Below are 18,427 nucleotides of genomic sequence, written 5' to 3' on the forward strand. Positions count from 1 at the left end.
GCGGCCGATTTTGTGACTGGACGCGAGCAAAAAAATCCCGGCGATCGTTGCCGACGGCCGGGAAAAGGGTATTTGGGGAAATACCGAGGAAGACAGTGAAGTTACTGCGCGCGCGCCAGCTCCGCATGCACTTGCGCCGTGATTTCATACGAGCGCAGCCGGTGCTGGTGCTCGAAGATCTGCGAGGTGATCATCAGTTCGTCGGCACCCGTTTCGGCGGTGAAGGCGGCCATTTTCGCCTTCACCGTGTCCGGCGCGCCGATGGCCGTGCAGGACAGGACGGAATCGAGCATGGCGCGTTCCTGCGGGCCCAGCTGTTCCAGGTAACCGGGCACGGGCGGTTGCAGACGCGACGGACGGCCCGTGCGCAGGTTGACGAAGGCTTGCTGCATCGACGTGGCGCGCAGGTGCGCCTCGGCATCCGTGTCGGCGGCAAAGACGTTAAAGCCCAGCATCACGTACGGTTTCGTCAATTGCTTCGACGGCTTGAAGTGTTCGCGGTAATAGGCCACGGCTTGCATCATCATTTGCGGCGCGAAGTGCGAGGCGAACGCATACGGCAAGCCCAGGTGGGCGGCCAGCTGGGCGCCGAACAGGCTGGACCCCAGTATCCACACGGGCACGTTCGCGCCCTTGCCGGGCACGGCCAGCACGCGCTGGCGCGGTTCGTCGGACATATAGTCGATCAATTCCAGCACGTCCTGCGGAAACTGTTCCGCGTCGGACTGCAGGTCGCGGCGCAGGGCGCGCGCCGTCGTCTGGTCGGAGCCGGGCGCGCGGCCCAGGCCCAGGTCGATGCGGCCCGGGTGCAGCGCTTCCAGCGTGCCGAACTGTTCCGCGATGACGAGCGGCGAGTGGTTCGGCAGCATCACGCCGCCCGCGCCCACGCGGATGGTCTTGGTGCCGGCCGCCACATGGGCGATGACGACGGCCGTGGCGGCGCTGGCGATACCGGGCATGCCGTGGTGTTCGGCCAGCCAGTAGCGGTTGTAGCCCCAGCGTTCGCCGTGCTGCGCCAGGTCCAGCGTGTTCTTGAACGACTGGCTGGCGTTGCTGCCTTCGGCGATGGGCGCGAGGTCGAGTATGGAAAATGGAATCATGGTAGCGATATCGGGACGTGGTGGAAAATCACAATGGACGATTTGTCTATCCCCTGACGACAACAGGGTCGGCCTTGAAAGCGGCAGGGATGACAGGCTGTGCACATGATAATGCGAATCGGGAATTTGCGTACTGATCGGTAAAAAACTCGTCACGACGGGAAACCGGTGTTGAGCAAACCTGGTCAATATTTGCAGACTGTGGAACTTTTGTTGCCAGTGCCAGTCTTAAGAATTCGTGTCTTAAGAATGCGAAACATCATGTATTGCAAGCAACTTGCCAAGCCCGACGGGCGCCAGCTGACCCTGTACAGCCGGCGTCCCATCGTCGTCGCCGGCGTTGCACCGAGTCCCTTCCCCGAGCCGCAGGAGGCCAATCCGCACTTGCGCTGGCATCCCTTGCGCGGCGAATGGGTGGCGTATGCGGCTTACCGCCAGGGCCGCCCCTTCCTGCCGCCGGCCCGGTACAACCCGCTGGCGCCCACGCGGGATCCCGCGCAGCCGACGGAATTGCCTGCCGGCGACTACGATATCGCCGTCTTCGACAACCGCTTTCCCACCCTGGCGCCGCATGCCCATGATCCGCCCGACTTGACGGTCGCCACGGCGCCCGCCCGCGGCCATTGCGAAGTGGTGGTGTTCGCGCAGGATGCCGGCGCCTCGCTGGGCACGCTGGCGCCCGGCCACATCGCCTTGTTGCTGCAGGTGTGGGGGGAGCGCACGGCACAGCTGGCCAGCCGGCCAGGCATCGCGTACGTGCTGCCGTTCGAGAACCGCGGCGCGGAAGTGGGCGTGACCCTGCACCATCCGCATGGCCAGATCTATGCCTACCCCTTTGTGCCGCCCGTGCCGGCGCGCATGCTGGAGCAGGAACACGCATATTTCGCCAGCCATGGCCAGGCCCTGCTGGTGGACATGGCGCGGCGCGAAGCCGATGGCGGCGCGCGCCTGCTGTACCTGGGACCGGAGGCGATCGCCTTTGTGCCCGCCTGCGCCCGCTATCCGTATGAAGCGTGGGTGATGCCGCTGCAGCAGACGGACAGCTTCGCGGCCTTGTCGGCATTGCAGCGCGACGACCTGGCGCGCGCCCTCAAGACCGTGCTGCTGAAATACGACGGCTTGTGGCAGCGCGCCATGCCTTATCTGATGGCCTGGTACCAGGCGCCGCCGGACGGCCGCGCGCATCCGGAAACGCAGCTGCACGCACAGTTTTATCCGCCGTACCGCACGCGCGAACGGCTCAAATATCTGGCCGGCACCGAGCTGGCCGCCGGCATGTACGCCATGGATGCCCTGCCCGAGGAATCGGCGCGGCAGCTGCAGCAAGTGCGCGTGGCATGGGAAATGGCAGAGGAAATCGCATGAACTGGAATGTCGAACTGGAAATTGCGCACAAACTGGCGCAGATGCGTGGCTGGCTGGAACAGGAAAAGGCCGGCGCGTTGCGCCTGCGCGGCGTGGACTGGTTCGCCTGGGCCACGGCCGGCGCGTCGGGCAGCACCTGCCAGACGGCCGAGTGCGGCTGTGCCGAGGTGCTCGTCACGCGCGATGCGGCCTACATCCTGACCGATGCGGCCGAGGCGCAGCGGCTGCGCCAGGAAGAGGTGCGCGGCTGCTGGACCTGGCAAGTGACGCCGTGGATGCAACCCCGGCTGGCCGAATTGCGCGAGCATTTCGTGCAGCATGCGGCGCAGGGGAGGCCCGTGCTGTGCGACCGGCCCGGCCTGCACGAGCGCTGCCTGCCCGTCGCCCTGCGCGAGGAGCGCCTGCCCTTGCTGGCGCCGGAACAGGCGCGCTACCGCGAAGTGGGGCGGCTGGCCTCCGCTGCCGCCAGCGAGGCGCTGCGCGCCGCGCGGCCCGATTGGAGCGAGCAGGAGCTGGCCGGCGCCTGCGCCCGCGCCCTGTGGTCGCGCGGCCTGCATGCCGTGTACGTGCTGGCGGCCGGCGCCGAGCGCTTCGAGCGCTACCGGCGCGCGCCGCCCGCTGCGTCGCCGCTGGGCGAACGGGCCGTGCTGGCGCTGTGCGCGCAAGGTTTCGGCCTGTGCGCCAGCCTGAGCCGCCAGCGCCGTTTCCGTCCCGCGCGCGACGGCATCGGCGAAGCCGACGCGGCCATCCTGGCGCTCGAAGCGGTGGCGCTCGATGCCTGCGTGGCGGGGCATGCGCTGAGCATGGTGTATCACGCGCTCGATAGCGCCTATGCCTATGCGGGCCAGCCCGATACGGTGCAGGAATTCCGGCAGGGCGGCATCGCCGGCTACCGCGCGCCCGAGGTGGCCGCCGGCGCGCATACGGAAATCGCCCTGAAGGACGGCATGGCCGTGGCCTTCCATCCCAGCCTGCCCGGCAGCATGGTGGAAGACACTTTCCTGCTCAGCGGCGGGCGCCTGCACAACCTGACTTGCGATCCCGACTGGCCGGCGGCAACGGTGCAGGGACGGCGGCGTCCGCTGACCCTGGAAGTGCAATGATCACCCCCGACGCGTATTTCGGCGCCGTCCCCGTGGTGGCGGCCTCGGCGCCCGGACGGGTCAACCTGCTGGGCGAGCATACGGACTACAACGATGGCTACATGCTGCCGTGCGCCACGCCGCAGCGCACGCGGGTGATGCTGGCGCTGGCCGCCGACGGGCACCACCAGTTCTATTCCGCCACCCTTGACGAACTCGTGCGTTTCGAGCGCCAGAGCGCCGCACCGCCCGGCTTTGGCCGCTACCTGGAAGGCTGCATACGCCTGCTCGAGGAGCGCGGCGTCGCGGTGCCGGCCGTGCGCGGCCATATCGATTCGGACGTGCCGCCGGGCGCCGGCCTGTCGAGCAGCGCCGCGCTGGAGATCGCCATGCTGCGCGCGCTGCGCCAGTTGCTGGGACTGCAGATCGATGACGTGTCGCTGGCGCTGATGGGGCAGCAGGCGGAAATCCGCTACGCGCAGGTCAATTGCGGCGTGATGGACCAGATGGCATGCAGCCTGGCCGACGAACATCACATGCTGCTGCTCGACGCACGCACCCTGCGCCATGAGCTGCTGGCGCTGCCCCATGACAGCGAGGTGCTGGTCATCGACAGCGGCGTGCCGCGCACTCTGGCCGGCAGCGCCTACAACGTGCGGCGCGCCGAGTGCGAACACGCGGCGCGCCTGCTGGGCGTGGCGGCACTGCGCGACGTGCGCGAGCCGTCCGTGGTGGAAGGCTTGCCCGAGCCGTACCGCCGCCGCGCGCGCCACGTGGTCAGCGAAAACCTGCGCGTGCTGCAGGCTTGCGGCCAGCATGGTCCCGTGCGCTTCGGCCAGCTGATGGCGCAGTCGCACGCCAGCCTGCGCGACGATTACGAGGTGTCGCTGCCGGTGCTCGATGCGCTGGTGGCGCTGCTGTCGGCACAGTCGGCCGTGTACGGCGCGCGCCTGACGGGCGCCGGTTTTGGCGGCGCTTGCGTGGCCCTGTGCCGCAAGCAATGCGCGGCCAGCGCGGGGCGTACGGTGGTACAGCGCTTTAACGCTTTGGGACGCCACGCACGCATGCTGGTTCCGCTCGACTGAGCATGGTTTGATCCTGCTCATGCATCACCGCCCAAGCCCCATACGGCGGAACTTGCCCCATGCCGCATGCATCCAATTGGCATGCTCGATGACCATCTCTCCCCACCCCATACGGATGACGGCCTGGCCGGTACTGCCCTGCCTGGCGCGGGCGGCTTTGCCTATCCCCGCCCGCAGATGGTGCGCGAGAACTGGCAATCGCTGAACGGCGCCTGGCGTTTCACCTTCGACAATGAACGGCGCTACCGCCTGCCCGACGGCGGCATCGGCTGGACGCACGAGATCATCGTGCCGTTTCCGCCGGAATCGCAGGCCAGCGGCGTGGGCGACCGCGGTTTTCACCGCGTGTGCTGGTATCAGCGCGACTTCCTGCTGCAGCCGGGCGGACCCTGCGTGCTGCTGCATTTCGGCGCCGTCGACTACCATGCCAAGGTCTGGCTGAACGGTCACGTGGTGGCCGAGCATGAGGGAGGCCACACGCCGTTTGTCGCCAACATTAGCCACGCCCTGCTGGCCGACGGGCCGCAGGTGCTGACGGTGCGCGTCGAGGACGATCCGCACGACCTGGCCAAGCCGCGCGGCAAGCAGGACTGGCAACTGCTGCCCCATTCCATCTGGTATCCGCGCACCACGGGCATCTGGCAAAGCGTGTGGATCGAGCGCGTGGCCACCACCTATATCGGCAAGCTGCGCTGGACGCCCGTGTTCGAGGGCTATGAAATCGGCTGCGACGTGTTCGCCATGGGCGAGCTGCACGACGATCTCATCGTGGGCGTGCGCATCTGGCATGGCGACAACCTGCTGGCCGACGACCAGTACAAGCTGATAGAAAACGAAGCGAGCCGCAAGATCGCCCTGTCCGATCCCGGCATTGACGATTCGCGCAACGAACTGCTGTGGAGCCCGGAGCGGCCCATCCTGCTCGATGCCGAAGTCACGCTGCGGCATGGCGACGCCTTGCTCGACACGGTCAGGTCGTACACGGCGCTGCGTTCGGTGGCGATCAACCGCGACCGCTTCATGCTCAATGGCCGGCCGTATCCGCTGCGCCTGGTGCTGGACCAGGGTTACTGGCCCGACACCCTGCTGGCGGCGCCTTCCGATGCGGCCTTGCGGCACGACGTGGAACTGGCCAAGGCCATGGGTTTCAACGGCGTGCGCAAGCACCAGAAGATCGAGGACCCGCGCTACCTGTATTGGGCCGACCGCCTGGGCTTGCTGGTGTGGGAAGAAATGCCGTCCACTTACCGTTTTTCCGGCAAGGCCATCACGCGCATGGTGCGCGAATGGACGGACGTGATCGAACGCGACTACAGCCACCCGTGCATTCTCGTCTGGGTGCCGTTCAACGAATCGTGGGGCGTGCCCAACCTGACGGCCATCCAGGCCCACCGCAACGCCGTCGAGGCGCTGTACCACCTGACGCGCACGCTCGATCCCACGCGGCCCGTGATCGGCAACGACGGCTGGGAAGCGTCGGCCACCGACATCCTCGGCATCCACGATTACGACTGCGATCCGGAACGCCTGCAGGCGCGCTATGCGATCAGCGATTCGGCCCGCACCACCTTGTTCGACCAGCGCCGCCCGGGCGGACGCATCCTCACGCTCGACGGTTTTCCGCACCGGGGCCAGCCCATCGTCCTCACGGAATTTGGCGGCATCGCCTTTGACCGGGAGCAGGGGGAAACCGATACCTGGGGCTATGCGCGCGTGGGGAACGAGGCGGCCTTCCTCGACCTGTACCGGCGCCTGATGACGGTCGTCAATACGGCGCAAATGTTCAGCGGCTTTTGCTACACGCAGTTCGCCGACACGTTCCAGGAAACCAATGGCCTGCTGACGGCGGACCGAACGCCGAAGGCCGCGCTGGAACTGCTCAGCGCGGCCACCCGCAATATCCGGCTCAATTGAACGCAAGCCGGGCCTGACAAGTTTCATCTGGTCCCTACATTAACAGGAGCAGGCATGGCCGATACCGATGGCGCGGCAGCGCCGTTTTTGACTTACTGGCAGGCGGGCTACGAGGGCGCCGACCACGTCACGCACGGCGGCCAGGCGTTGGACATGAACCGCGCCACGGGCCACCTGGACAGGGTGCGCGAAGACTATCTGCTGCTGCGCCAGTTCGGCATCCGCAGCGTGCGCGAAAGCATAGGCTGGCGCCTGGCCGAACGCGATGGCCGTTTCGATTTTTCCTGCATCGAGGAGCGCGCCGCCGTGGCGCGGGAACTGGGGCTGCAGGTCAACTGGACCTTCTGCCACTACGGCTGGCCGCCCGACGTCGACCTGTTCTCGCCGGACTTGCCCGCTACTGCAGGGCGGCGGCGCAGTTTCTCGCGCCCTATGCGGGCAGCAAGCCCGTGTATTCGCCCGTCAACGAAATCTCGTTTACCAGCTGGGGTTTGTCGGTGCACATGTTCCAGTGCCTGAACATGCAGCGGCCGGACGCGGGTCATGAAGGCAAGCGGCAGCTGGTGCGCGCCACCGTGGCCGGCTGCGACGCCATCCGCGCCGTCAGCCCGCATGCGCGTTTCCTGCAATGCGATCCCCTGATCCACGTGATCGCGCCGCCGGGACGGCCGGACTGGGTCGACCAGGCCGCCGCCTGGCGCGCTTCGCAGTTCGAGGCCTGGGATATGCTGTGCGGCCGCCGGGCGCCGGAATTGGGCGGCGCGCCGCGCTACCTGGACTTGATCGGCCTGAACTACTACCACAGCAACCAGTGGGAAAGCGGCAGCAACCTGCGCCTGTGGTGGCACCTGGGCGAGCCGCGCCGCATGCCCCTGTACCAGCTATTGCTGGAAGTGGGGCGGCGCTATGGGCGGCCGCTGCTGCTGGCGGAAACGAGCCACGTGGGCAGCGGGCGCGGCGCCTGGATACGCGACGTGGCCGCCGAGGCGGCGCTGGCCGTCCAGCACGGCGCGGATCTGCGCGGCATCTGCATCTATCCCGTCATCGACCGCCCCGACTGGGACGATGCCAGCCACTGGCACCGCAGCGGCTTGTGGGATGTCAGCCTGGAAGAGGCGGGAGGGGAGCGGCTGCGGCGCATCCTTTCGCCGCCTTACGCGGCGGCACTACGGCAGGCCCAGCGCCTGACCGCACACCTTTGTTCAACGTTTGCCCCGGCGGGGCAGAAAGGAACTGACATGCGAACCATTATCGTCTTTTCACACCTGCGCTGGAATTTCGTGTATCAGCGGCCGCAACAGCTGCTGTCGCGGCTGGCGCAGTTCTACCGCGTGGTCTTCATCGAGGAGCCGGTCTGGCACGACGGGCCGGGCACGCTGGAGCTGTCCACCCCGGCGCCGAACGTGACCGTGTGCCAGCCCCGCACGGCCGTGCGGGCGCCCGGTTTTCACGACGACCAGCTGGCCGTGCTGCAACCGCTGCTGGCCCAGATCACGCCCGCCGACGACCCCATCGTCTGGTTCTATACGCCGATGGCGCTGCCGCTGCTGCCGGCCCTGCACGCGGGCCTGGTGGTGTATGACTGCATGGATGAACTGGCCGCATTCAAAAATGCTCCGCGACAATTACTGCAGCGCGAAACGGCCCTGCTGGCGCGCGCCGAACTGGTGTTCGCGGGCGGCCCCAGCCTGTTCGAGGCGAAACGCACGCGCCATGCGAACGTCCATTGCTTCGCCAGCAGCGTCGATACCGTGCACTTCGAACAGGCGCTGGACCGCCACAACGGCCATCCCGCGCAAGCGGAGATCGGACGTCCCAGGCTGGGCTATTACGGCGTGATCGACGAGCGTTTCGAGCCTGCCCTGGTGGCGGCGCTGGCCGATGCCCATCCCGACTGGCAAATCGTGCTCGTCGGCCCCATCCTCAAGATCGACCCGGCCAGCCTGCCGCAGCGGCAAAATATCCATTACCTGGGCCAGCAGCCGTACCAGGCGCTGCCGCACTTCCTGGCCGGCTGGGACGTGTGCCTGCTGCCCTTCGCCCGGAACGAGGCGACCCGCTTCATCAGTCCTACCAAGGTGCTCGAATACATGGCGGCGCAGTTGCCCATCGTTAGCACCTCGATCACCGACGTGGCCGTGCCGTATGGCGGCATCGTGGCCATCGCCGACACGCCCGATGCCTTTGTTGCCGCCTGCGAGGCGGCGCTGGCCGCGACGCCGGAGCAGCGTGCTGCCATGGCCGCCGGCATGCGCGCCATCGTCGATGCCACCTCCTGGGATGCCACGGTGGAACAGATGCGCCACTTGCTCGACACGACGCCGCCGGCGCAGGGGGCCCGCCAGGCGGCGCCCGCCGTCAACACGGCACAGGCTGCCGCACCGGGCGCCGGCGTCAACCTCCTGCATCCGCCCGGTGCGCCGCAAGCCGTGGCCTGCGCCATCATCGGTGCGGGTCCGACGGGCTTGAGCGCCGCCTATCACCTGGGCGCCGATACCTTGTTGCTGGACAAAAATGCTGTGGTGGGCGGCTGGTGCCGCTCCATCGTCGACCGCGGTTTTACTTTCGACCATGCGGGCCACATCATGTTTTCCAACGATGACTATGTGCTCGACATGTACCGCACCTTGCTGGGCACCAACCTGCACTGGCAAAACCGCGAAGCCTGGGTGTACAGCAAGCAGGTCTACACGCGCTATCCTTTCCAGGGCGCGCTGTACGGCTTGCCGCCGGCCGTCATCAAGGAATGCATCATGGGAGCCATCGAGGCGCGCTACGGCAAGGCGCCTGCCGTGTCGGGCCATGCGGCGGCGGGGGCCTGCGCCGTGGAAGACTGCTGCGCCGACGGCGGCACGGGGCTGGAACAGGCGCACGATGCCGTGGCGGCACCGCCCCAGGCGGGGCTCAATTTCGAGCAGTTCATCCATCAGGTATGGGGCAGCGGCATCGCCCGCCATTTCGCCATTCCCTACAACAAGAAATTATGGACTGTACCGCTGGCCGAGATGGAAACGTCGTGGCTGGGCGGGCGGGTACCGTTGCCGAACCTGGAAGACATCATCGAGGGCGCGCTCGAACCGGTGGCCAGGCCGATGGGCCCGAATGCCCGCTTCGGCTATCCCTTGCGCGGTGGTTTCCAGGCATTGATGTCGGGCTTCCTGCCGCATCTGCAAGGCCAGCTGGAGCTCAACGCCGAGGTGGTGCAGATCCTGCCGCGCCAGCATGTAATCGTGCTGGCCGACGGCCGCCGCTTCCGCTACCAGCACTTGCTGAGCACCATGCCCTTGCCGGAACTGGTGCGCCTGAGCGGCGAGCAGGCGCCGCAGCAGGTACGGGCGGCGGCGCACGCCTTGCGGCATATTTCCGTGCGCTGCGTCAACCTGGGCGTGGCACGTGAAAACATCAGCGAGAAACACTGGATTTACTACCCGGAAGAGACGATATTCCACCGCATTTTCCTGCAAGGTAACGCCAGCCCCCACTGCAATGCGCCGGGCGGCTTTGGCTTGACGTGCGAGATCAGTTATTCGCCCTGGAAACCGTTGCCGCTGGATGGGCAAGCCCTGATCGACCGTTGCATGGCCGATTGCATCGCCGTGGGCTTGCTGCGCGACGACGACCGGCTGCTGGCTGCCAACCAGGTGGACATGCCTTACGCCTATGTCGTGTACGACCACGCGCGGGCCGCCAATGTGGCGCTGGTGAAGGCCTGGCTGGCCACGCAGGATATCGTGCTGGCGGGGCGCTACAGCGAATGGGAATACTACAATTCCGACCATGCCTTCCTGGCCGGGAAAAAAGCGGCGGAACAGATCGCCGGGCTGGCGGCCAGCCGGCGCAAGGTGAGCATGGTGGAATAGGCGCTTGCGCCGGGGGAGCCTGGAACGGCGCTCCCGGCGCAGGATGGATAGGCAAATAGGGAAAAGGCGCAAACAGGGAAAAGGCGCAAATGGGGAAAGGCAGGGAAAGGCGTAGACAAGAAAAGGCAACACGCAACAGGCGCAACACGCAACAGGCAACAGGCAAGGCAGATGAAATTCAACAGGCAAGGCAGATGAAATATCTGCCTTGCCTGTGTCAGCACGCTGGCGGCGCGGTGTCGCGTTGGCGTTCAGCGTCCGGGAACGCCAGCCCCGGACGCTATCGCGCATGGCGACGCGGTATGCCTAGTAGCGCTGCAGCAAGCCGTTGACCACCTTGACGTGATCGCCGATCTGGTAGCTGGGCTGGGAGTTTTGCATGAGGGTTTGTGTGCTGCCGTCGTCCAGGCGCAGGGTGACCCGGTACTGCGTATTGCCCGAGGTGCTGCCCGCTGTGCCGGAACTGCCGGATTGCATGTCGCCGCTGCGCTGATCCATTCCGCGCGGCATTGGCTCGATCGACTGTACCGTGGCAGAGGCGATGCTGACACCCGTCTGGCTGCCGTCCATGTTCATGGCGTTATTGGCCGAGGAGGTACGCGTGTCGGCGCTGCCGGTGCCGGCATTGCTCATCGTGCTGCTGGTGCTGGTGCTGGTCCCGGTCCCGGTTCCGGTCGAAGTGCTGCCCGTCCCGGCCGTATTGCTGTAGCTTTCACCGCTGCGGCCATTCGTACTGCTCATGCCGGTGTTGTTCGGATTCGAATTGCAGGCGGCCAGCGTACACAGCAGGCCGGCCAGCGCCATGGTTTTTTTTGCTCTCATCTTGTTCTCCTCTTGGTCTGACAAAGTGGTAACCCGGTTTTCAGGGTGTGGCGGAGGTCAGCGTCAATGGCGCATGCCAGGCATGGCCGTAACTACTGCTAGTAAGAGAGCAGGGAAGGAAAGATGTTCGATCCTTGTTATTTCACATTGAGATACATCAAGCGCTTCAATTGTCGAGCTTGGTATAAAAGACATTCTTGTGCGAATGTGCACAGCGTCAGCGCTGTCCCGCTGTCCTTCCCGCTGCTTATCTCAGGAGAATAAATGGCTTCCGATTCCACTAGCGTCAAGCTGATCAATGAGTTGGTGATTGCGGTGTATGGTGCGCCGGGCACGGCGAACGATATGCGCGCCCGCCATGCGCTGACCCAGGCCCTGCATGCCTTGACGAGGTTGTCACGGTCGGAGCAGTTGATGGAAATGCGGCGCGATGCGGCGCGCGCGGCGGGAGCGCACGGCCGGCGCGAGATGCACGCGGCCTTGCGCCGCATCGCCGGCCGGGCCGCGGCCGGGCAAGGCCAGTTGCCCCTGGCGCTGAGCGCCGGCGATGGCGCGGCGCCCTGATCAGCCGCGCGCCTTCTTCAGCGCGGCGGCGGCCATGCCGGGCCAGAGGAAGTACAGCGGCAGTACCACGGCCGTGGCGGCCGTGATATCGACCACCCAGTCGCTGACGGCGCCATGGCGGTAAGGCAGGAAACTCTGGATGAATTCGTCCAGCGCGCCCATGGCTGCCACCATCAGCACCGACAGCAGCGCCCGGCGGGCCATGCCGCCGGCCGTGCCGCTGAACAGGATCAGGGCCAGCACGCCATAGCCAAACGAGTGCAGCACGCCGCCCGATGCATATTGGCCCACGTCCGCGCGCACGCCGGGGATGTCGCCGATCAAAATCACCAGCACATACAACAGCAGGGCCGTGCGGTAGCGCAGGCGTTCGTAGCGGTCGGCAAAACAAAGTTCGGACAAGGCTGCAGGCATGATGCGTCAGGATGGGTGGAAAGGCAGTCACAATATCATGGGCGTGGCGTGGCACCGTGTTTTTGCGCAAGAGCTTGCCGGACAGGAAAAAAAAAGGCCCGCGGGGGCGCGGGCCAAAAACCCAAATGAAAGGGTCAAGAGTTGAGAGTTGCTCGGTACTTACCCTGTCGCGCGCCTTGCCGGCGCCCGCCACGGTCATGAAAGGGGAGTGGTGTGCCATGGCGGCACACCTGTCTGTAGTCAGGCATATCGGTTGCCTGTACAGCAGATGAAGCAAGTATAGGGGGCGAAAATGACGGGCTGATGACACGCCGCAACATTTTTTTGCGGCAGACAGAATGAACGGGTAGATTGTGAGAAATGGCAAGAATGGCCATGTTGCAGCAGCAATAGCAAAAAAAAAGCCCGCTGGTGAAAGCGGGCTTAAAACTATTTTCTTGGAGGAGAATAGTGGAGACAGGTGCATTATGCTGCGTCGCACGATATGTGTCTAATGATCTTTTTAGATATGCATTATTCTTTTTTGATATAACTCGCCTGTTTCACTCTTTCACGGCCACCGTGTAGTTGAGCGCCATGCGTCCGCCATCGACATAGATGGTCTGGCCCGTCATGTAGGTGGCGTCGTCGCTGGCCAGGAAGGCGGCGATGCCGGCCACTTCTTCCGGCTCGCCGCAGCGGCCCAGCGGCGTGCGCGACAAAATCGTGTGGCGCGCCTGCGGGCTCGACAGCACCGCCTGCTTGGCCAGTTCCGTCAGGATGGTGCCTGGCCCGATGCCGTTCACGCGCACGCCGTGCGGCGCCAGGTTCAGGGCCATGACCTTGGTCAGCTGGTTGATGGCGCCTTTCGACACCACATACGGCACCTGGTTCGGGATCGCCAGCTCCGCATTCACGCTGGACATATTGATGATGCAGCCGCTGTTGCGCTTGACCATCTCGCGCGCCACGGCCTGGCCGCACAGGAACATCGATTTCAGGTTGATGCGCATGACCCGGTCGAAATCGTCTTCGCAGACGTCGAGGAAATCGGCCGCATGCGTGACGCCCGCATTGTTGACGAGGATATCGATGTGCCCGAACTGCGCCAGGGTTTCTTTCAGCATGGCATCGACGTCCGCTTTCTGGCTGACGTCGGCGCAAAAGAAGCGTGCCTGCGGGCCGAGGGCGGCGGCCGCCTGCGCGCCTTCTTCCTTGATGTCGACCAGCATCACTTGCGCCCCTTCGGCGATCAGGCGGGTGGCGCAAGCCAGGCCGATGCCTTGCGTGGCGCCCGTGACGATGGCGGTTTTATTGACTAATTTCATGTGTGCTCCTCGGCGGGTGGGGGCGCCGCCATGCTGCGGGGCCATGGCGGATTGTAATCCCTGGGCAGGAATCAGAGGAGGATGGGTTCGTTCGGCAACTGGTTGCCGCGCGTCCCATTGGCGGGGAAGTGGCTTTGCAGCAAGGTATTCAGCTGCTGCAAGGCATCGAGCGTGCTGTCGTGGTAATTGCCGTCCTTGAACCCTTTGGTCATGGTGCGGCACACGGCTTCCCACTGCTCCGGCGTCACGCGCCGGCCCACGTTGCGGTCGGCCACGATATCGACCTGGTGTTCGGCCAGGTTGATATAGATCAGCACGCCAACATTGTCTTCCGTATCCCACACGCCATATTGGGCGAACAGTTCGCGCGCCCGCTCGCGGTTGCTCACGCCGTGATAGGCCATGCCCGGCGTCAGGGCCGCTTCGACGATCAGGCGCACTTCGGCCCGGTGCATCGTTTCACCATCGGCAATCGCCGTTTCGATGGCTTTCAGGGTGCGCTCAGGAAAGGCTTGGCGCGCCGTCGCCGGCGTGCCCCGCAAATGTTTCAGGGCCCGTCCGCAGCGCTGTCCGAATGTCAGTTGTTTCGTCATTACCAATCTCCCGAGGCGCCGCCGCCGTCAAAACCGCCGCCGCCGCCACCGAAACCACCGCCGCCACCGCCACCGCCAAAACCACCGCCACCGCCGCCGAAGCCGCCACCGCGGTTGTTCAGCGCCTGGCTCAAGATGCTGCCCAGCACGACGCCCGTGGCGCCGCTGGACCAGTTGCTGCCGCGCTGCAGCCGGTTCGGCCCGCCGCGCGAGCGGAACACGGTCACGAGCACAAGAAAGCCGAAGAACAGCAGCGGCAGCCAGAAGGTCATGCCGCCCGCTTCCACGGTCGCCGGGGCCTGTTTTTGCGCCGGTGCGGGGAATTGCTCCTGGTTCAGCAGGGTAGCGATGGCGCCAATGCCGGCCACCAGGCCGCCGTAATAGTCGTTTTGCTTGAAATGGGGGGCGATGACGTCTTGCAGGATGCGTTTCGATTGCGCATCGGTCAGCACGCCCTGCACGCCACGGCCCGCCTCGATGCGCAGGCGGCGCAAGGACGATGGGTTGTCCTTCGCCACCATCAGCAGCACGCCGTCATCGACGCCCTTGCGGCCCAGCTTCCAGGCATCCGTCACGCGGATGCTGTATTGCTCGATGGCTTCCGGTTCCGTGCTCTTGACCAGCAGCACGGCGATCTGGCTGCCCGTCTTGGCTTCGTAGTCGGCCAGCACGCCTTCCAGCGCCGCTTTCTGCTTGTCATCGAGCATGCCGGCGTTGTCCGTCACTCGCGCGGCCAGCGGCGGCACGGGCTGCAAGCCCTGCGCGCTGGCGGGCAAGGCTGTCCACAGCAGCAGCGCCGTCGCCAGCGCCGCCAGATAAGACCAGGCTTTCATCTTATTTGCCGAAGTTGACGGTCGGCGCGGTCGAAATGGCTTTTTCGTTTTCCACCGTGAACGAAGGCTTGACCTTGTAGCCGAAGATCATCGCCGTCAGGTTGTTCGGGAAGCTGCGCGCATGCACGTTGTAATCTTGCACGGCGGCGATGTAACGCTGGCGCGCCACGGTGATGCGGTTTTCCGTGCCTTCCAGCTGCGACTGCAGGTCGCGGAAGCTGGTGTCGGCTTTCAGATCAGGATATTTCTCGGACACCACCATCAGGCGCGACAGGGCCGACGACAGCTGCCCCTGCACCTGCTGGAATTTTTCGAAGGCGGCCGGGTCGTTCAGCACTTCGGGCGTGATCTGGAAACTGGTGGCGGCGGCGCGCGCCTTGGTCACCGCTTCCAGGGTTTCGCGCTCGTGCGTGGCATAGCCCTTGACGGTGTTGACCAGGTTGGGGATCAGGTCGGCGCGGCGCTGGTACTGGTTGACTACTTCGCCCCAGGCGGCCTTGGTGGCTTCGTCCTTGCTCTGGAAGTCGTTGTAGCCGCAGCCCGTCAGGATGCCGGCCAGGACGGTGACGCTCAGGGCCAGGCGCAGCCATTTGGTGAATTGATTGGTGATTTGCATGATGGGTTCCGTGCAGAGTAAAGGAGGTGGGGCAAATATACCTGAAACGGCCCGCCATGTCGGTTTAATAAGCGCCGGCCGCCGCCTCAGCCTGCCTTCCCTGGCCAGCGCCGCGTTACAATACGGGGTTTGCAACTGAATATAGAGAAGGTGTGCCGTGAATTTCATCAATAAATTATCCGCCGCATGGACGGCCAATAATTCCCTGCTGTGCGTGGGACTGGACCCCGACCTGGCGAAACTGCCGGCGGACCTGCGCGACTTGCCCGATGGAATCACCACCTTTTGCACGCGCATCATCGATGCCACGGCCGACCTGGCCTGCGCCTTCAAGCCGCAGATCGCCTATTTTGCCGCGCTGGGCGCGGAAAAGCAGCTGGAAGACATCTGCCGCTACGTGCGCGAAAATTACCCGCACATCCCGCTGATCCTCGACGCGAAACGGGGCGACATCGGCGCCACAGCCACGCAATACGCGCGCGAAGCGTTCGAACGCTACGGCGCTGACGCCGTCACCGTGAACCCCTACATGGGCGAGGACTCGCTCGATCCCTACCTGGCGTGGAAAGACCGCGGCGTGATCATCCTGTGCCGCACTTCGAACCCGGGCGGCTCGGACCTGCAATTCCTCGACACGGACGGCGAACCGCTGTACCAGCGCGTGGCGCGCCTGGTGGCCGAGAAATGGAACAAGAATGGCCAGTGCGCGCTCGTCGTCGGCGCCACCTTCCCTGAAGAGCTGGCGCAAGTGCGCGCCATCGTGGGCGACATGCCGCTGCTGGTGCCCGGCATCGGCGCCCAGGGCGGCGACATCGCCGCCACCGTCGGCGCTGGCCAGACGGCGAACGGCATGGGCATGATGATCAGCTCCTCGCGCGCCATCATCTACGCCACGCCGCAGGACGGCGAAGACTGGGCCGACGCGGCGCGCCGCGTGGCGATCGAAACGCGCGATGCGATCAATCAACACCGCGCAGCGTAGGTCGGATTAGCGGCGACGCCGCGTAATCCGACACTACCACGCTCGGGCCAACAATGTTGTCGGATTACGCTCTACGAGCTAATCCGACCTACGGCCGTATTGGTGGTTCAATGAGTAGGTCGGATTAGCGGCGTAGCCGCGTAATCCGACAATATCGGTAACGTCAACAATGTTGTCGGATTAGCGGGGCCTTGCCCCGCTAATCCGACCTACCCGGCTGGGCCGACGCGGCGCGCCGCGTGGCGATCGAAACGCGCGATGCGATCAATCAACACCGCGCAGCGTAGGTCGGATTAGCGGCGACGCCGCGTAATCCGACACCACCACGCTCGGGCCAACAATGTTGTCGGATTACGCTCTACGAGCTAATCCGACCTACGGCTAATCCGACCTACCCGGCCTGGTCCTTCAGTCGCGCATGGGCGCCACCATCTCCGCGTAATCGTACAGCTCGCCCAGAATCTCTTCCCCCCGCTCATCGACCGACTCCGACAGCACGTCGATTTCCGTAAACAGCATCTCGATGGTGCGGGCGCCGCCGTCGCCGTCGAATAATCGGGCGGCGCGGTGCTGTTCCCAGCGCAGGCTTTCCGCCTCGCTCAGGGTTTGCGGGAAATTGCGGGCACGGTAGCGGAACAGCAATTCCTGCAGGCGCTCGTCGGCAAACGAGGGGCGGGCCGTGGCCAGCTTGGCCGGCGTTTCGCGGCGCAAGGATTCGAGCAGGCGGCGGTCGTCGTTGCTGACGAAACCGTTGTACAAATCCTCATCCACGTCCAGCGCGGCAGCCGCACCCGGGCGCTGGAACACTTCGGCCCAGATGGCGTCCATGTTCGGCGCCGCGGCGGCCAGCTGGGCGTTGATCTTCGCCGCATCCACGTCGATGCCCCATTGCGCGGCCATGGCCGGCGACAAGGTCTTTAAATTGCCGACCAGCATGGGCGACTTGTTCAGGTGCACGCTTTTCACGGGCAGGCGCGTCATCCCTTCGGGCATGGCTTCCTTGCGCGTGAACAAACGCGTGCGGATGGTGTCGGCGTCCAGTTCGAACAGTTCGCGCGGGTCGTAGGCGCAATCCCAGACGAGGATCTCGTTCTTGTTGCTCGGGTGCGTGGCCAGCGGCCAGACGACGCCCAGGCAACCGCGTTCGGCCGGGAACATGCCCGACACGTGCAGGAAAGGCTGGCGCTCGCCGGCGGCCAGGTGCATGCCCATTTCGCTGGCGACCCGGTCCTTCTTGTGCAGGGCCAGGCAGAATTCGAACAGTTTCGGCTGCTTTTCGCGGATCAATCGCGCCAGGGCGATGGTGGCGCGCACGTCGGACAGCGCATCATGCGCCGCTTCGTGGACGAGGCCATTGGCCTTGCTCAAGTGTTCCAGTTTGAAACTGGTCTGGCCATCGTCGCGCTTCGGCCATTGAATACCTTCCGGGCGCAGCGCGTGCGTCATGCGCACCACGTCGAGGATGTCCCAGCGGCCGCAATGGTTCTTCCATTCGCGCGCATACGGGTCGATCAGGTTGCGCCAGAACAGGAAGCGCGTGACTTCATCGTCGAAACGGATGGTGTTGTAGCCGACGCCGATGGTGCCCGGTTCCGAAAAGGCCGCTTCGATGGTGGCGGCGAACTGGTGTTCGGGCACGCCCAGCTGCAGACATTGCTGCGGCGTGATGCCCGTGATCAGGCACGATTGCGGATCGGGCAGGAAATCATTTGCAGGCTGGCAATACAGCATGATCGGTTCGCCGATCTCGTTGAGTTCGGCATCCGTGCGGATCGCGGCGAACTGGGCCGGACGGTCGCGGCGCGGCTGGGCGCCAAAGGTTTCGTAGTCGTGCCAAAGAAAGGTCTGGTTAGTCATTGATGGTCGTAACTTAATGTTGCTGAATGGGTT

16 protein-coding genes are annotated in these 18,427 nt (G+C 65.1%); 8 read left to right on the forward strand and 8 right to left on the reverse strand.

The features are described from left to right. Positions 1-101: 101 nt before the first annotated feature. The gene (locus JAB8_RS03725; RefSeq protein ID WP_070288581.1) at positions 102-1,100 is read right to left on the reverse strand and encodes an LLM class flavin-dependent oxidoreductase; all 999 of its coding nucleotides are present in this window, start codon (positions 1,098-1,100) and stop codon (positions 102-104) included. A 261-nt stretch (positions 1,101-1,361) separates the two neighbouring features. Between JAB8_RS03725 and galT the strand changes: the two genes are divergently transcribed. The 6 genes from galT (at position 1,362) to JAB8_RS03750 (ending at position 10,406) form a co-directional block, all read left to right on the forward strand. Further along, entirely contained in the window at positions 1,362-2,465 is a 1,104-nt protein-coding gene (galT, locus tag JAB8_RS03730; protein WP_070288582.1) for a galactose-1-phosphate uridylyltransferase, read from the forward strand. Continuing rightward, positions 2,462-3,568 (forward strand): M24 family metallopeptidase, encoded by a 1,107-nt coding sequence (locus JAB8_RS03735; protein ID WP_070218144.1) that lies wholly within the window; start codon positions 2,462-2,464, stop codon positions 3,566-3,568. The genes galT and JAB8_RS03735 overlap by 4 nt, the downstream gene beginning before the upstream one ends. Continuing rightward, positions 3,565-4,632: a galactokinase gene (gene galK, locus JAB8_RS03740; protein WP_070288583.1), complete on the forward strand. Its 1,068-nt coding sequence runs from the start codon at positions 3,565-3,567 to the stop codon at positions 4,630-4,632. Before JAB8_RS03735 ends, galK begins: the two co-directional genes overlap by 4 nt. 66 nt (positions 4,633-4,698) lie before the next feature. Next, a complete protein-coding gene (locus JAB8_RS03745) occupies positions 4,699-6,546 on the forward strand; it encodes a glycoside hydrolase family 2 TIM barrel-domain containing protein (protein ID WP_343216096.1) in 1,848 nt (615 codons plus the stop codon). A gap of 54 nt (positions 6,547-6,600) precedes the next feature. After that, on the forward strand, positions 6,601-7,065 hold the full coding sequence (locus JAB8_RS29670; protein WP_217494196.1) for a hypothetical protein: 465 nt from the start codon (positions 6,601-6,603) through the stop codon (positions 7,063-7,065). After that, complete coding sequence (locus tag JAB8_RS03750; RefSeq protein WP_254679440.1) at positions 6,996-10,406, forward strand: NAD(P)-binding protein; 3,411 nt, start codon at positions 6,996-6,998, stop codon at positions 10,404-10,406. Before JAB8_RS29670 ends, JAB8_RS03750 begins: the two co-directional genes overlap by 70 nt. Before the next feature lie 306 nt (positions 10,407-10,712). On the opposite strand, the gene JAB8_RS03755 is transcribed toward JAB8_RS03750, so the two are convergent. Continuing rightward, a complete protein-coding gene (locus tag JAB8_RS03755; RefSeq protein WP_139142932.1) occupies positions 10,713-11,228 on the reverse strand; it encodes a hypothetical protein in 516 nt (171 codons plus the stop codon). Between the two features lie 264 nt (positions 11,229-11,492). Here JAB8_RS03755 and JAB8_RS03760 point away from each other — a divergent pair, with 264 nt between their 5' ends. Then, complete coding sequence (locus JAB8_RS03760; protein ID WP_070218140.1) at positions 11,493-11,792, forward strand: hypothetical protein; 300 nt, start codon at positions 11,493-11,495, stop codon at positions 11,790-11,792. On the opposite strand, the gene JAB8_RS03765 is transcribed toward JAB8_RS03760, so the two are convergent. The 5 genes from JAB8_RS03765 to JAB8_RS03785 all read right to left on the reverse strand — a co-directional run bounded on the left by JAB8_RS03765 (position 11,793) and on the right by JAB8_RS03785 (position 15,555). Beyond that, complete coding sequence (locus JAB8_RS03765) at positions 11,793-12,206, reverse strand: VanZ family protein (RefSeq protein ID WP_070288585.1); 414 nt, start codon at positions 12,204-12,206, stop codon at positions 11,793-11,795. A gap of 542 nt (positions 12,207-12,748) precedes the next feature. Beyond that, positions 12,749-13,513: an SDR family oxidoreductase gene (locus JAB8_RS03770; RefSeq protein ID WP_035825332.1), complete on the reverse strand. Its 765-nt coding sequence runs from the start codon at positions 13,511-13,513 to the stop codon at positions 12,749-12,751. A gap of 71 nt (positions 13,514-13,584) precedes the next feature. Beyond that, the gene (locus JAB8_RS03775) at positions 13,585-14,106 is read right to left on the reverse strand and encodes a TPM domain-containing protein (RefSeq protein WP_070218138.1); all 522 of its coding nucleotides are present in this window, start codon (positions 14,104-14,106) and stop codon (positions 13,585-13,587) included. Further along, positions 14,106-14,939: a TPM domain-containing protein gene (locus JAB8_RS29415; protein ID WP_070288586.1), complete on the reverse strand. Its 834-nt coding sequence runs from the start codon at positions 14,937-14,939 to the stop codon at positions 14,106-14,108. The genes JAB8_RS03775 and JAB8_RS29415 overlap by 1 nt, the downstream gene beginning before the upstream one ends. Position 14,940: 1 nt before the next feature. Then, the gene (locus JAB8_RS03785; protein ID WP_070221362.1) at positions 14,941-15,555 is read right to left on the reverse strand and encodes a LemA family protein; all 615 of its coding nucleotides are present in this window, start codon (positions 15,553-15,555) and stop codon (positions 14,941-14,943) included. Positions 15,556-15,712: 157 nt separating this feature from the next. Between JAB8_RS03785 and pyrF the strand changes: the two genes are divergently transcribed. Further along, positions 15,713-16,537: an orotidine-5'-phosphate decarboxylase gene (pyrF, locus tag JAB8_RS03790; protein WP_070221363.1), complete on the forward strand. Its 825-nt coding sequence runs from the start codon at positions 15,713-15,715 to the stop codon at positions 16,535-16,537. 408 nt (positions 16,538-16,945) lie between these two features. Here pyrF and sbcB read toward each other — a convergent pair whose 3' ends face one another. Continuing rightward, complete coding sequence (sbcB, locus tag JAB8_RS03795) at positions 16,946-18,394, reverse strand: exodeoxyribonuclease I (protein ID WP_070288587.1); 1,449 nt, start codon at positions 18,392-18,394, stop codon at positions 16,946-16,948. Between the last annotated feature and the right edge of the window lie 33 nt (positions 18,395-18,427).

The sequence above is a fragment of the Janthinobacterium sp. HH106 genome (assembly GCF_001758725.1).
In the GTDB taxonomy this organism is placed as follows: domain Bacteria; phylum Pseudomonadota; class Gammaproteobacteria; order Burkholderiales; family Burkholderiaceae_D; genus Janthinobacterium.

Coding starts and splice junctions, on each gene's coding strand:
- JAB8_RS03725 (WP_070288581.1), bottom strand. CDS start 1,100: ATGATTCCATTTTCCATACTCGACCTCGCGCCCATCGCCGAAGGCAGC.
- galT (WP_070288582.1), top strand. CDS start 1,362: ATGTATTGCAAGCAACTTGCCAAGCCCGACGGGCGCCAGCTGACCCTG.
- JAB8_RS03735 (WP_070218144.1), top strand. CDS start 2,462: ATGAACTGGAATGTCGAACTGGAAATTGCGCACAAACTGGCGCAGATG.
- galK (WP_070288583.1), top strand. CDS start 3,565: ATGATCACCCCCGACGCGTATTTCGGCGCCGTCCCCGTGGTGGCGGCC.
- JAB8_RS03745 (WP_343216096.1), top strand. CDS start 4,699: ATGCATCCAATTGGCATGCTCGATGACCATCTCTCCCCACCCCATACG.
- JAB8_RS29670 (WP_217494196.1), top strand. CDS start 6,601: ATGGCCGATACCGATGGCGCGGCAGCGCCGTTTTTGACTTACTGGCAG.
- JAB8_RS03755 (WP_139142932.1), bottom strand. CDS start 11,228: ATGAGAGCAAAAAAAACCATGGCGCTGGCCGGCCTGCTGTGTACGCTG.
- JAB8_RS03760 (WP_070218140.1), top strand. CDS start 11,493: ATGGCTTCCGATTCCACTAGCGTCAAGCTGATCAATGAGTTGGTGATT.
- JAB8_RS03765 (WP_070288585.1), bottom strand. CDS start 12,206: ATGCCTGCAGCCTTGTCCGAACTTTGTTTTGCCGACCGCTACGAACGC.
- JAB8_RS03770 (WP_035825332.1), bottom strand. CDS start 13,513: ATGAAATTAGTCAATAAAACCGCCATCGTCACGGGCGCCACGCAAGGC.
- JAB8_RS03775 (WP_070218138.1), bottom strand. CDS start 14,106: ATGACGAAACAACTGACATTCGGACAGCGCTGCGGACGGGCCCTGAAA.
- JAB8_RS29415 (WP_070288586.1), bottom strand. CDS start 14,939: ATGAAAGCCTGGTCTTATCTGGCGGCGCTGGCGACGGCGCTGCTGCTG.
- JAB8_RS03785 (WP_070221362.1), bottom strand. CDS start 15,555: ATGCAAATCACCAATCAATTCACCAAATGGCTGCGCCTGGCCCTGAGC.
- sbcB (WP_070288587.1), bottom strand. CDS start 18,394: ATGACTAACCAGACCTTTCTTTGGCACGACTACGAAACCTTTGGCGCC.